The following is a 13,610-nucleotide window of genomic DNA, read 5'->3' on the forward strand; positions in this document are numbered from 1 at the left end:
GGAAGCGGCTCGTTTAGAATGTGAGGGGGATGGAGCTCCTGACGTAGAGGCGCTTTTTGCCTCACAGGAAGGCGCGAAGCCACCGAACATTCTTGCCGCTGGAGCTGGATTTCATATAAAGCGGAAGCGGCTCGTTTAGAATGTGAGGGGGATGGAGCTCCTGACGTAGAGGCGCTTTTTGCCTCACAGGAAGGCGCGAAGCCACCGAACATTCTTGCCGCTGGAGCTGGATTACTACAAAATTAAAAAACCGCCAATTGGCGGTTTTTTAATTTACCTTTTGCTCATTTTCCATTTCCCATAACTTTTCAAAAAATGGCTGTCCTTTTACGAGACGCTCGCATAATTGTTCATGCTTATCAGACCAGCCTGTTTTCGCTTCATCATACAGCTTAACCCAAATATCTTCAAATTCCATATGTTGAACCATTCCATATGCTGATGGATCCCACTCTGTGAACCAATAGCGAATTTCTGCTGTATTTTTCGTTGTATGTAATTGATCTAACGCCATAAATAATAATTGTTTTAGCTGTCTTTCTTTACGAGTCAAGCCATTCATAATGAAAGGCGATGGTGATAAAATGTGATGTTCTTTTTCTGTTTCTTCTACTTGGAACTCATACTTTTCTGCTTGTACGTTTTCTACCATCTCATATACCATCTGTTCTTGGCGTGGTATAAGTCTGCTTTTGCGAATTGGTACATTGTAGCCAATTGTGTCAATCGCAATAATTCCTTTTCCATCTGTAACAACAAAGCAATACTCTTGCTGCAAACGTTCATGATTTTTACGAATATAAGCCTTATGATGTACGTCTTCCAGCATTTTTTGCGGAAGCTCTAACAATTCGTTCTCGATGTAATGATATAATGTGGCATCTACTTTTAATAATGGCACTTGATCTAATAGCTCAATCGTATCATCTTTCCGCCATTCGTAAAAATGACAAACGTTATACCCATTTTCTTCACCTTCAAACCAATTTACCCATACATCATGTAGATATAACATTCACTACCCCTCACTTCACTACTGTTTGTACCAATCATTATGTTCATTTTTGCTTAACTTTATTCCACTTGAGGAAATATATTCTAATTATTATTTTTTCTTCTATTAATATTAAAAAAACAGGAAATAGAAATCCTGTTTTTTTATATATGAAATGTACTTGCTTTATTCAATATTTCTTTTGCATCTATAGATAATAAAGAAAGTGTATCTTCTTCTTCCAAAGTTACACAATCTTTGACAATATGAAATCCAAGCGCATAGCCAAGCATCTTCGGATAAGAGTGAAAGCCATTTAATAAGATGTCATGTTCCCTTGTTCCTCGTTTTATACTTATTCTTTCATGTACAATATTTTTCCAATAATAAATAGCCTCTTCCTTTGAAAGATACGCCGTCCACGGTGCATTGTTTTTTTCTGTATACCTTTCTGTTACTGCTTGTTCAGCTAGCCCTTCCATAATCATCGTATCAAGTAATGTATATTCTGTTTCTTTCGTCTCAATTTGATGTAACCTGCATATGTGATGATATTCATGCGCTAATAACACTTTTAATTCTTCTACCGAATTCCGTCCACATACGAATAAGAAAATAACATGACGCATAGATAATCCAGCCCTACCGTTATACTCTTCTTGTACAGTTCGATTATAGGAATCTGATAATAAAATAAAGACAGGGACATCTGGACCTTTTAACCAGTTTTTCAGTTTATCATACTCCAGGCTCAATTCTTTCCAAATTTCCTTTTCCTCTAATTCTTTAATTTCCTTTTCTCCGCGCATGATCGGGCGATACATCCCTTTTGAAATTAAAAAGCGATACAACCTTTCTTTTGGCAACGGAATATACTTCGTAAATTTCTCACAAAGTTTTTCTGGCCGCCCATAATATAAATGTAGCCATTCAGCTGTTTCAACAATCCCCATCTTTATCCCTCCTTTTTCTTATGTATATGCTACAGGAGAAAAAGGCGTAAAAATAAATAAGGAGTTTTTTCGCAATATATTGCGAAAAAACTCCTTATTTTATCTATTATTTATACGATTTAAATACTAGTACTGCGTTATGACCACCGAATCCTAATGAATTACTTAACACTGCGTTTACTTCTTGATGTCTCGCATTATTCGGTACATAATCTAAATCACACTCTGGATCTGGTGTTTCATAGTTAATTGTTGGAGGAATTACTCCGTCTGTAATTGATTTAATAGAGAAGATCGCTTCAACAGCACCAGCTGCTCCTAATAAGTGACCTGTCATTGATTTCGTTGAACTGATCGCTACTTTATACGCGTGCTCACCGAACGTTTCCTTAATTGCCATCGTTTCATACTTTTCATTCGCATCCGTACTTGTACCATGCGCATTAATGTAATCAATATCTTCTGGCTGTAGGCCTGCATCAGCTAAAGCTTGACGCATTGCACGCACGCCGCCTTCACCGCCAGGAGCCGGCATTGTAATATGGAATGCATCACCAGTTGCACCGTAACCAGCAATTTCCGCGTAAATGTGAGCACCACGAGCTAATGCGTGCTCTAATTCTTCAAGAATTAAAATACCTGAACCTTCACCCATTACGAAACCACTACGGTTTTTATCGAATGGACGACAAGCTGTTGCTGGATCTTCATTAAATGTTAATGCTTTCGCTGAGCTAAATCCTGCGAATGCCATACTTGTTAACGGCGCCTCTGCCCCGCCCGTAATCATTGCATCAGCATCACCGCGCTGAATCGCTTTAAATGCATCACCAATTGAGTTTGCACCAGATGCACAAGCCGTTACAGAACAAGTGTTAATTCCTTTTGCTCCTGTTGCGATCGATACTTGACCTGCTGCCATATCTGGAATCATCATCGGTACGAAGAATGGGCTCACGCGGCGCGGGCCTTTCTCAGTAAAAATCTTAAATTGTTCTTCGTATGTTTCCATACCACCAATACCAGAACCAATCCACACACCAATTCGCGGTCCGTTTTCTTCTGTAATTTCAAGCTTTGCATCTGCAACTGCCATTTTCGCTGCTGCTACTGCATATTGTGTAAAGCGATCCATACGGCGCGCTTCTTTTTTATCAATATATTTCTCGACTTCAAAGTCGTTAATTTCTGCTGCTACTTTTGCTGGAAATAGTTCCGGATCAATTCTTGTAAGTCGTCCGATTCCAGATACACCCTTTTTAATGTTTTCCCACGCTGTTTCAACATCTGTACCGACCGGTGTAACAGCTCCTAGTCCTGTAATTACGACCCTCTTTTTTTCCATACAAAATACACTCCTTTTTTTCTCTCAGTCCTTATTTACCCCAACGAAGAGCGACTGCTCCCCATGTTAATCCGCCGCCAAAACCAACAAGTATAATTAAATCACCATCTTGAATACGTCCGTTTTGCAATTCCTCTACCATTGCAATCGGAATTGAAGAAGCCGATGTATTACCAAACTTTTCAATTGTCATACTCATTTTTTCTTGTGGCAAATTTAATCTCTCTCTTGCAGATTCCATAATACGAATATTCGCTTGATGCGGTACTAAGAAATCCACATCCTCTTTTGTAAGACCAGCCTTATCCAGCACGCGAAGACAAGATTCACCAAGTTGACGAACGGCAAATTTAAAGACTTCTCTGCCATTCATCATAACATACTCGTCTTGATATAGATGCTTACCGCCGCTTCCGTCTGCTCCTAATTCGAAAGATAGAACGCCTCTTCCTTCTGAAACTGCTCCCATTACGATAGCACCGGCTCCGTCTCCAAATAATACCGCTGTATTTCGATCATTCCAGTCTACAATTTTAGATAGCTTATCACTACCAACTACTAATACGTTTTTATAAGTCCCCGTTTGAATAAATTGCTGCGCTGTAATCATTCCGTACATAAAACCAGCGCATGCTGCACCTACATCCATTGCAGCTGCATGTTTCGCTCCAATCGCTTCTTGAATGACACAAGCTACTGCTGGAAACGCACGATCTGGTGTTACTGTCGCCACTAAAATAAGATCGATATCTTCTCCGCTAACCCCTGCATCTTCAAGTGCTTTTTTTGCAGCCTCTACGGCCATATATGAAGTATCTATTGTATCATCGGCAATGCGTCTTTCTGCAATTCCCGTTCTCGTACGAATCCATTCATCGGATGTATCCATTATTTTTTCTAAATCGTGATTTGTGACTACTTTTTCTGGCACATATCTTCCGATCCCTAAAATGCCCACGTTCACATCGCAGCCCTCCGTTTTATATCAATTATTATGACTTGGTACTAATTTTAAAACATAAATGTATTTTTGTCTAGAATATATTTCGCATAAAACAGAAAGCTAACGCATTATCCACTTTATTTTTCATTAAAAGAAACAGAAACATACCTCTCAAATATAAAAAGACTCAAACCGCTTCTGTTCACGGTTCGAGCCTCTCTTCCATCTAAAAAGATGCTTTTTATTCTTTATCTGCTTTCCCGAGCTCATAAGCCTCGTTCATAACTTTCATTAACAACTCTAACACCGGCTGTGCCTTCTCCATATCAAGTGCAATTCCATTATCATCTAAAATTGCCTTTGCTTCCGGTAAATGCTTCATTGCGATTTGTAAAAACTGCATGCTTTTTTCGTTCATATTATACTCTTCCTCTCCATTAAAACTTTCACATACAATAGTGTAACACGCGTACTACCCTTCGTATAACTCTTTATATTTTTTCATGTGTGCCAGTTGCTTATTTAAACCGTATTCTAACGGAGTATTTCTTTTTATCGAAATTACTTCGATAGCCTCATCTCTTACTTCGCTATTATTTTTATTTACTTTATCATCCGCGCGTAAAAGATTCATACCTTTTTCCCATAATGACTGTTTACCACTAAGTAAATTGTATATACCAAGATGCGCCCCGTTCGTTCCATGTTCCCATAAGTATTCACATACATCTTCAACGTAAAGTAAATCATTCCCCTTTTCCTCAATCGTACAACGGCACTCTTTTTCAACTAATTCTGATAAAATAAGCTGATGAAACATCATAAAGGACGGTTGCCACGGTCCATATAATGTTGGAACTCGAAATACACTATATTGTAAATTCCCTTTTTTCAATCCTTCTTCTACTTTCAAAAATAGGCGCTTATTTTCGGATTCATCTGTACTTCCTACTTCAATAGAAGAAATTAAATTTAACTTCACTTTTTGTTCTTCACACATTCTTATAATTCGCTTTAAATATTGTAATATGACTCTTTCATTCCGAAATCCACTTTGCTGATTTGGCTCATATAAGCAAAAGTAAACAGTATCGAATCTCTCTTCCTCAACCGATCTCCATCCATCTTCATCTCTTATCGAATAATACGTAAATAACGCATTTCGCCCAATTAATAATAACTTCTCTTCATTAATTTTGGTCATACTATCGAATTCATCAAAATCAAGACCATAGACTTCCACTTCTTCTGCAATCATTTTATTTACAAGGTGATAACCTACAAACGTAAGTGCACCTATTATCAGCACGCGTTCCATACCACCAACCCTTTCCCTCTGAAACAAATAGCTCCTCATTTATGTATATGGGAGCTTCATAATTCTTCTTCATATTTTTTAAAGAAATCGGTCGTTTGCCTAACCATTTTATATTTCACATCTTGCAGATGGAACAAGACAGAAGTATCACATTGATTTAGTTGCCTCATTTTCTCATATCTACGCAACTGCTGTTTTCTTCCTCTTTTTTCTTGTGTTGATACGAAAATTTTGACAGGTACACAAGATGGAAGAAGCGTAAATGATTTCTTATTTATTTTTAATTCTAATTCTTCTTCTTTGGAATCATACGCCAAACTTAATTCCTTCACCAGTCTCTTGTAAAAAAACTTATGCTCTTTCTCAAACTCCACATATTCTGGTAAATCTAAACACGGATTTAACATAATGACAGAGCGTATACACTCAGGATATTTGTTCATCATTTCAAGTGCTACAAGTGCTCCCATACCATCTGCCATAATGTGCATTTTCGCATTCAATGTCTCTTTTCTCAACACAACGTCATATAAACGTTTTGCTAGACGAACAGATTGGTCGTTTCCCCAATGTCTTCCGTATAAATTAGAAGAAAAGACAGTGTAGCCTTGCTCAATAAGGCCATGTAAAAAATAAGATCTACCCGCATGCTGTGTCCATAAACTTGTACCATTCTCAATAAAGTAGTTGTAATCACCAAGAAGCATTACAGAAAATCCATTTGGCTTCTCCGGTAAATAAATGACACATGGTTCTTTTTCTAAGTAAAAAAAACGTTCCGTAATACTCATTTTTCCCCCGCCTTATTTTCTAAACATATAAAACCACTCTTTTATAATGTATGAACGGAATGCAAATTTGCGTTGAAAAATCTACAAATATTTTTCTATATTCTTTTTTCAATTGTGTTACAATAAGGACAGATTGAACGAATAGAGGTGTAAAATATGCGTTTCATTTGGGCATTAATTTGGTCGTTCTTACTTGTACATATGATGAGCTATGTAATCGGCTCTATGACTGGCGGTACATACGACTTTAACCAAGCGTCTATTTTCTCAGTTGTTCTTGCTGTGTTAGTACTCGCAATTTCAGCTGCAATTCCAAACGAGCCAGTAGAACAACACTAAAAAAAGAGTCCGGATTTTATCCGAACTCTTTTTTTATTTTTATTTCACATGAACGACTAATTCGTTATTTTCTACATCAACAACTACGTGACTATTGTCAGTAATTGTTCCTGCAATTAATTCTCGTGCTAATTTCGTTTCCACTTGACGTTGTACGTATCGTTTTAATGGACGAGCTCCGTACATTGGGTCGAAACCAGCTTCCACAACAAATTCTTTTGCTGCATCTGTTAATTCTACTGTAATGTGACGGTCAGCTAGACGACCTTGTAGTTCTTTTACAATTTTATCAACAATGCTTTTAATTTCATTCGTTGTAAGAGGTTTGAATAAAATAATTTCATCAACACGGTTTAAAAATTCAGGGCGGAAATGTCCTCTTAATTGTCCCATTACAAGGTCTCTTGATTCCTCTTTAATCGAACCATCTTCTTCTAATCCATCTAGTAAATGAGCAGATCCGATATTTGAAGTCATAATAATAACTGTATTTTTAAAGTCCACTGTACGACCTTGCGAATCTGTAATGCGCCCATCATCTAACATTTGTAATAAAATGTTGAATACTTCTGGATGTGCTTTTTCAATTTCATCTAATAAAACAACGGAATATGGTTTACGTCTTACCGCTTCAGTTAATTGACCACCTTCCTCATATCCTACATATCCAGGAGGTGCACCAATTAAGCGTGACACTGCGTGTTTCTCCATATACTCAGACATGTCAATGCGAATCATTTGCTCTTCACTATCGAATAAAGACTGGGCTAGCGTTTTTGCAAGTTCTGTTTTACCAACACCTGTTGGTCCTAAGAAGATGAAAGAACCAATCGGGCGGTTCGGATCTTTAATACCAGCGCGAGCACGAAGAACTGCGTCTGACACTAAGCTTACTGCTTCCTCTTGTCCGATGACACGCTCTGATAAGATTTGCTCTAAGCGTAATAATTTCTCGCGTTCACCTTCCACGAGTTTCGCAACAGGAATACCAGTCCAGCGTGAAACAATATCTGCAATTTCTTCTTCACTTACTTCCTCACGTAATAAACGATTTTCTTGTTTATTATGCGCGCCCATTTCTTCCGCTTCTTTTAACTCTTTTTCAATTGCTGGAATTTTTCCGTGACGAAGTTCGGCTGCTTTATTTAAATCGTAATTACCTTCTGCTTCTTCTAATTCACGACGCAGACGTTCTAAATGTTCACGTAAGTCACGAACTTTGTGAATTTCTTCTTTTTCTTTCTCCCATTTCGCTCTCATACCACTTGCAACTTCTTTTAAATCCGATAATTCACGTTGCAATGTTTTTAGACGCTCTTGGCTACCACGATCCGTTTCTTTTCCAAGAGCCGCTTCTTCAATTTCCAGCTGCATAATGCGGCGCGTTACTTCATCTAATTCTGTTGGCATAGAATCGATTTCTGTACGAATTGTTGCACACGCTTCATCAACAAGGTCAATTGCTTTATCAGGTAAGAATCGATCTGAAATATATCGATCTGATAAAACTGACGCTGCTACAATCGCACGGTCATGAATATTTACACCGTGATAAATTTCAAAGCGTTCTTTTAATCCACGTAAAATTGAAATTGTATCTTCAACAGTTGGTTCTTCTGCTAATACTTGTTGGAAACGTCTTTCTAGCGCTGGATCTTTCTCAATATATTTGCGATATTCATCGAGCGTCGTCGCCCCGATACAATGCAGTTCACCACGCGCAAGCATCGGTTTTAACATATTTCCTGCATCCATGGCTCCTTCTGTTTTACCAGCTCCAACTATTGTATGAAGTTCATCAATGAATAATAAAATGCGTCCTTCACTCTTTTTAATTTCATTTAATACAGCTTGCAGACGCTCTTCGAACTCACCACGGAATTTCGCACCTGCTACGAGTGCACTCATATCTAACGCAAAAATCGTTCTATCTTTCAATCCTTCAGGTACATCCTTTTTCACAATACGCTGTGCTAATCCTTCAACGATTGCTGTTTTACCAACACCTGGCTCCCCAATTAAAACCGGATTGTTTTTCGTTTTACGTGAAAGAATACGGATTACACGTCGTATTTCACTATCACGGCCGATTACAGGATCGATTTTCCCTGCTCTCACTTCCGCCACTAAATCACGGCCATATTTTTCTAACGCTTCATAAGTTGCTTCTGGATTTTGACTAGTCACTCTTTGATTCCCCCGAACTGTCATTAAAGACTGTAATAAGTTATCTTTCGTAATATGCAATCTTGTAAATAATTGATTTATATCGCCTTTTTCTTCAGAAAAAGCAAGCAATACATGTTCTACTGAAATGTAATCATCCTGCAGTTTTTCTGCTTCTTTCCCTGCTCTTACAAGCAGTTGTTGCAGAGCGCTCGTTACATACAATTTTCCAACTTCTGCACCGCTCCCCGTTACAGAAGGTTTCTTTTTAATTAAACTTTCTGCACCTTGCTTTAATGCTTCTATATCAACATTCATTTTTTGAAATATACGTACTGCTAATCCATCTTGCTCTTCTAATAATGCAAGTAATAGATGAACAGTATCCACCTCTTGGTGATGATGAGATACCGCTAAAGATTGGGCACTCATAATCGCCTCTTGTGTTTTTGTTGTCATTTGATTTAAGTCCATCTTTACAGCCCTCCAAAAGTTTGACTTTCTTTGACCTTTGATTTGATTATACGCCAACTGACTTTTTTATACAATAATTTTGCCTATGTATTTTCAAACTTATTATTTGAAAAAGAAAAAGAGAGCATTCATTATACTGCTAAAAAATACGGTAAATGAAATTACAATGTATAACGACAAAAAAGCCGCAATAATGATTGCGGCTTCTGTTACGGTTTTCTTTTATATGTCCACTGGCGGTTATGATTCGTGTTATCCGGAAACTTTTCACCGGCAGTTAATTTCACCATTTGCGGATCTTTCACCATACTTCCCGTTTCACCAATTTCTACGTAAATGCCATCATTCGGCGCTTTTTGTCCAGAACGAAACCTGCGATTTTGTCCCATCTTCATTCTCCTTCCATGACGTCTTGCCTCATTAGTATATCCATTTTAAAAGAAAGCTTTTCTGTCATGTTTAGGAAACAGTACTACATCTCATTCTTGTACATATATATGAATGACACAAGCGTAAGCAGGGATTTCTTTCCTACTTGTAGAAAAAAAAGAAACCAACCTACTCTAGGCTAGTTTCAAAGGAGAGTCAAACATATACGAGAAGATTACATGTTCATTATATGCCTCATCACACGAGCAATGTAACCCTTTTCACAATTTGTACATAATGAAAGAAACATTGTTTGAACTTTCTAAAAAGATGTTGACTTTTCTTAATTTCCAACGATAAATAGTAGACACCACAGCACTTTGAGACGTAAGATGGATATATAGTGAAATTTCCATCTATGGTGATTCCACCGAGTCTAACCTCTTATTTCTGCATATTAAAAACGGAAATACAGATAGATACAAAAAAATTATTATAAGAGGTGAAATTATGAACAAACAACATTTAATCGCATTAGACTTAGACGGCACTTTATTAACAGACAACAAAATAATTTCCACTCGAACGAAACATACAATTGCAAAAGCAAAGGAACAGGGACATATTGTTGTTATTTCAACAGGACGTCCATTCCGTGCTAGTTACGATTACTATAAAGAACTTGATCTTAACACACCTATCGTAAACTTTAACGGCGCTTACGTACATCATCCTCTTGATTCAAACTGGGGAACACATCACTCTCCTCTTGAGCTAGCAACAGCGCAAGAAATTGTCCGAGCTTGCTTTGATTTTGGCGTAAAAAATATATACGCGGAAGTAATGGACGATGTGTATGTTCGTGAAATTGATGAAGATAAAAAACATATTTTCGAATTCGGCTCTCCTAAGATTTTTACCGGAGACTTATTAAATATTTTAAACGATCATCCAACTTGCTTATTAATTGACGCACATGACGAGCATTCTACTGCAATTCGTCAACATTTAACGGATATGCATGCGGAAGTAATCGACCATAGAAAATGGGGCGCACCTTGGCCGATTATTGAAATTGTGAAAAGCGGATTAAATAAAGCAGTTGGATTACAAAAAATTTCTAGTCATTACAACATTCCACAAGAGCGAATTATCGCTTTCGGTGATGAAGATAATGATTTTGAAATGATTGAATTTGCTGGTCACGGCATCGCAATGGGAAATGCCATCCCTGAATTAAAATCACTCGCAAACCATACGACGTTAACGAACGAAGAAGATGGTATTGCTTTATATTTAGAAGAGGTTCTTGGGTTGTAATCTAAAAATTCCCTACTTATAGTTTCCTGCCAAATGTCCATACTATAAGTAGACGCATGACACATTGCGTCGATTGTTTTCAGCTAAATAAAGGGGGTTTTTCGAATGGGTAAAAAGAACAAATCAAAACGTTTTATCCAACAAGGAGCCGATGCTGTTATGAAGCATGATGCAAGATTCCCGTACAGAGGTACATTAGCTGAGGCAGAAAAAGCAAGAAGTAACTCTTCTTTTGGAGGGGTTTAAATGGGGAACTTACTATTCCAACAAGCTAGAGATGCTGTTGAAAATGCCGTATCTTGTTCAAGCGGTACTGAGCAACAAGATCTCGTGTATAGAGCAAAAAATGCTTTGCAATCCGCTTACGCAAACTCTTCAACTGCTGAAAAAGTTCAGCTCCGTGAAATGCAAGAGCAATTGCAAAACATCACGAATTTACATTAAAAAAGAGGACCAACTTTGGTCCTCTTTAATCTTTCCGAAACAATCCGAACACCCCAACTGTTTGCAGTATATTTGTAAATGCACCTGGGTCCACTTGTTTAATAATCCTCTCTAATTCGTATAACTCGTAACGGGTAATAACCATCATTAACATTTCTTTATTTTCATTCGTATAAGCACCTGTTGCTGGTATCGTTGTAATCCCTCTTACTAATCGCGAGTGAATCGCCTTTCTTACGTCTGCCCCATTCTTCGTAACAATTAATGCTGTAATCTTTACATGACGAGTATGAATTGCATCAATAATTCTCGTTGATACATATAAAGTCACTAGCGTATACAACGCTTTTTCCCATCCATATACATAGCCAGCAGCGATAATGATAATTGCATTAAAAAAGAAAAAGTATGTACCGACAGGCTTATCTTTTATTTTTGATAAAATCATGGCGATAATATCTAATCCACCTGTAGAAGCACCCCACTTTAAAGCAATCCCTACTCCAATTGCCGAAATAATCCCGCCAAAAATCGCATTTAATATGATATCATTCGAAACCGCTCTAACAGGGATGATCTCTAGAAACAAAGTCATAAATATAACACAAAGAAAACTGAAAAAGGTGAAGGCCTTTCCAACCTTTTTCCACGCTAAAATAACGACAGGAATATTAAATAAGCTAAACAATACTCCCGTAGATATGTGAATCGATAAAAAATCACCTAATATTTGTGATAATAATTGAGACAATCCAGCAAAGCCGCTCGCATACACTTTTGCTGGCGTTAAAAATAAATTCATCCCAATCGCGTTTAATAAACCTGCGATGATTACAACGATTAACTTCTTTATAAGTTCAGTATAATTCAACTTCAAATCCATTTCGAATCCACCTTTACCCTTCATAAATGCACCGCTATACATAGTCTTTACGAAAAAGGAAATGATAAACGTACAACGTTTAGAAATGGAGTTGATACATATGCCACATACGAGTGATAACGACAAAAAAGCACGCGATAATAACGCAAAACGCACACAAAAAAATGAGCAAGAGCAAAAAAATATTCAGCAAGGTAAACGTGCATACTCTAAAAAGACCGATCACCTTTGATTCCATCGTACATCAACAATTATGTTGATGTACTTTTTTACATTTTAAAGGAAAAAAACATTAAAAATTCACTTCATGTTCACTTCTATATTCTACAATAGCGATAACATATTCGGATGAGGTGTTGGCATGAGAGGGAAACATATTTTCATTATTACTGCACTAATAAGTATATTGATGCTATCTGCTTGCGAACAAAAAAATGGCTCAGCTACAGTCGCTACAGCAACAGACTCGACCATTACAAAGGATAACTTCGAAAAACAATTGAAAGATCGTTACGGAAAAGACATGCTATACGAAATGATGGCACAAGACGTCATCACAAAAAAATATAAAGTACCTGATGAAGAGGTAAATAAAGAAGTAGAAAAAGTAAAAAAACAATATGGAGATCAATTCAAAAAAGTATTAGAAAATAATGGTTTAAAAGATGAAGAGGATTTTAAAAATCAAATTAAGTTCAAACTTGCTATGAATGAAGCGATTAAGAAAAGCATTACAGAGAAAGACGTAAAAGACCACTATAAGCCAGAAATTAAAGCGAGTCACATTTTAGTAAGTGACGAAAATGAAGCGAAAGAAATAAAGAGTAAACTAGATGCTGGTGCTTCATTTGAAGAATTAGCAAAACAAGAATCACAAGATCTACTATCAAAAGATAAAGGCGGAGACCTTGGATACTTCAATTCAGGTACAATGGCTCCTGAATTCGAAACGGCTGCCTACAAACTAAATGTTGGACAAATTAGCAATCCCGTAAAATCATCAAACGGTTATCACGTTATTAAATTAACTGATAAAAAAGATTTAAAACCTTACGATGAAGTAAAAAACTCTATTCGCAAAAACTTAGAGGAAGAACGTACTGCTGATCCTGTATTCAGCAAAAAATTGTTACAAGAGGAATTAAAAAAGGCAAATATTAAAATAAACGATAGTGATTTGAAAGATACATTTACTCTTGTTTCTCCGCAAGGAAATTAAAAAAAGCACACCCTTATCTTTTTAGATAAGGGTGTGCTTTTTAATCTTTCAT

16 protein-coding genes are annotated in these 13,610 nt (G+C 37.0%); 6 read left to right on the plus strand and 10 right to left on the minus strand.

The features are described 5' to 3' along the window. Positions 1 to 268: 268 nt before the first annotated feature. The 7 genes from ACTFR8_RS17420 to ACTFR8_RS17450 all read right to left on the minus strand — a co-directional run bounded on the left by ACTFR8_RS17420 (position 269) and on the right by ACTFR8_RS17450 (position 6,344). On the minus strand, positions 269 to 1,015 hold the full coding sequence (locus ACTFR8_RS17420) for a YjbA family protein (RefSeq protein WP_000966128.1): 747 nt from the start codon (positions 1,013 to 1,015) through the stop codon (positions 269 to 271). Between the two features lie 143 nt (positions 1,016 to 1,158). Continuing rightward, a complete protein-coding gene (locus ACTFR8_RS17425) occupies positions 1,159 to 1,947 on the minus strand; it encodes a DUF2268 domain-containing protein (protein ID WP_000513274.1) in 789 nt (262 codons plus the stop codon). 106 nt (positions 1,948 to 2,053) lie between these two features. Next, a complete protein-coding gene (fabF, locus tag ACTFR8_RS17430; protein WP_000412652.1) occupies positions 2,054 to 3,292 on the minus strand; it encodes a beta-ketoacyl-ACP synthase II in 1,239 nt (412 codons plus the stop codon). 31 nt (positions 3,293 to 3,323) lie between these two features. Next, the gene (gene fabH / locus ACTFR8_RS17435) at positions 3,324 to 4,256 is read right to left on the minus strand and encodes a beta-ketoacyl-ACP synthase III (protein ID WP_001100533.1); all 933 of its coding nucleotides are present in this window, start codon (positions 4,254 to 4,256) and stop codon (positions 3,324 to 3,326) included. Positions 4,257 to 4,476: 220 nt separating this feature from the next. Next, positions 4,477 to 4,653, minus strand: a complete 177-nt coding sequence (locus tag ACTFR8_RS17440; RefSeq protein WP_001986215.1) for a ComZ family protein — start codon at positions 4,651 to 4,653, stop codon at positions 4,477 to 4,479. Between the two features lie 54 nt (positions 4,654 to 4,707). Further along, entirely contained in the window at positions 4,708 to 5,580 is an 873-nt protein-coding gene (locus ACTFR8_RS17445) for an NAD-dependent epimerase/dehydratase family protein (RefSeq protein WP_001986101.1), read from the minus strand. 29 nt (positions 5,581 to 5,609) lie between these two features. Beyond that, positions 5,610 to 6,344 (minus strand): hydrolase, encoded by a 735-nt coding sequence (locus ACTFR8_RS17450; protein WP_000028714.1) that lies wholly within the window; start codon positions 6,342 to 6,344, stop codon positions 5,610 to 5,612. Between the two features lie 156 nt (positions 6,345 to 6,500). Between ACTFR8_RS17450 and ACTFR8_RS17455 the strand changes: the two genes are divergently transcribed. Further along, complete coding sequence (locus ACTFR8_RS17455; RefSeq protein WP_001211116.1) at positions 6,501 to 6,683, plus strand: YjzD family protein; 183 nt, start codon at positions 6,501 to 6,503, stop codon at positions 6,681 to 6,683. A 39-nt stretch (positions 6,684 to 6,722) separates the two neighbouring features. Here ACTFR8_RS17455 and clpB read toward each other — a convergent pair whose 3' ends face one another. Together clpB and ACTFR8_RS17465 are read right to left on the minus strand one after the other, a co-directional pair. After that, positions 6,723 to 9,323 (minus strand): ATP-dependent chaperone ClpB, encoded by a 2,601-nt coding sequence (gene clpB, locus ACTFR8_RS17460; protein WP_000365404.1) that lies wholly within the window; start codon positions 9,321 to 9,323, stop codon positions 6,723 to 6,725. A gap of 209 nt (positions 9,324 to 9,532) precedes the next feature. Then, complete coding sequence (locus tag ACTFR8_RS17465) at positions 9,533 to 9,712, minus strand: YjzC family protein (protein WP_000531421.1); 180 nt, start codon at positions 9,710 to 9,712, stop codon at positions 9,533 to 9,535. A 490-nt stretch (positions 9,713 to 10,202) separates the two neighbouring features. Between ACTFR8_RS17465 and ACTFR8_RS17470 the strand changes: the two genes are divergently transcribed. From ACTFR8_RS17470 to ACTFR8_RS17480, 3 genes are all read left to right on the plus strand, one after another. Next, complete coding sequence (locus ACTFR8_RS17470; RefSeq protein WP_001041232.1) at positions 10,203 to 11,012, plus strand: Cof-type HAD-IIB family hydrolase; 810 nt, start codon at positions 10,203 to 10,205, stop codon at positions 11,010 to 11,012. Between the two features lie 105 nt (positions 11,013 to 11,117). After that, a complete protein-coding gene (locus tag ACTFR8_RS17475; protein WP_000516816.1) occupies positions 11,118 to 11,258 on the plus strand; it encodes a hypothetical protein in 141 nt (46 codons plus the stop codon). Beyond that, positions 11,259 to 11,456, plus strand: a complete 198-nt coding sequence (locus ACTFR8_RS17480) for a DUF3813 domain-containing protein (protein ID WP_000527407.1) — start codon at positions 11,259 to 11,261, stop codon at positions 11,454 to 11,456. A 25-nt stretch (positions 11,457 to 11,481) separates the two neighbouring features. Here ACTFR8_RS17480 and ACTFR8_RS17485 read toward each other — a convergent pair whose 3' ends face one another. Further along, positions 11,482 to 12,339, minus strand: a complete 858-nt coding sequence (locus ACTFR8_RS17485; RefSeq protein WP_000364431.1) for a YitT family protein — start codon at positions 12,337 to 12,339, stop codon at positions 11,482 to 11,484. A gap of 100 nt (positions 12,340 to 12,439) precedes the next feature. Here ACTFR8_RS17485 and ACTFR8_RS17490 point away from each other — a divergent pair, with 100 nt between their 5' ends. Both ACTFR8_RS17490 and prsA read left to right on the plus strand, forming a co-directional pair. Continuing rightward, positions 12,440 to 12,571: a DUF3941 domain-containing protein gene (locus ACTFR8_RS17490; RefSeq protein ID WP_001120851.1), complete on the plus strand. Its 132-nt coding sequence runs from the start codon at positions 12,440 to 12,442 to the stop codon at positions 12,569 to 12,571. 129 nt (positions 12,572 to 12,700) lie between these two features. Beyond that, positions 12,701 to 13,558, plus strand: coding sequence for a peptidylprolyl isomerase PrsA (gene prsA / locus ACTFR8_RS17495; protein ID WP_001214202.1), 858 nt, complete (start codon positions 12,701 to 12,703; stop codon positions 13,556 to 13,558). The last annotated feature ends 52 nt before the right edge of the window (positions 13,559 to 13,610 follow it).

It is taken from the genome of Bacillus cereus group sp. MYBK15-3, from assembly GCF_051916765.1.
Taxonomy (GTDB): domain Bacteria; phylum Bacillota; class Bacilli; order Bacillales; family Bacillaceae_G; genus Bacillus_A; species Bacillus_A cereus.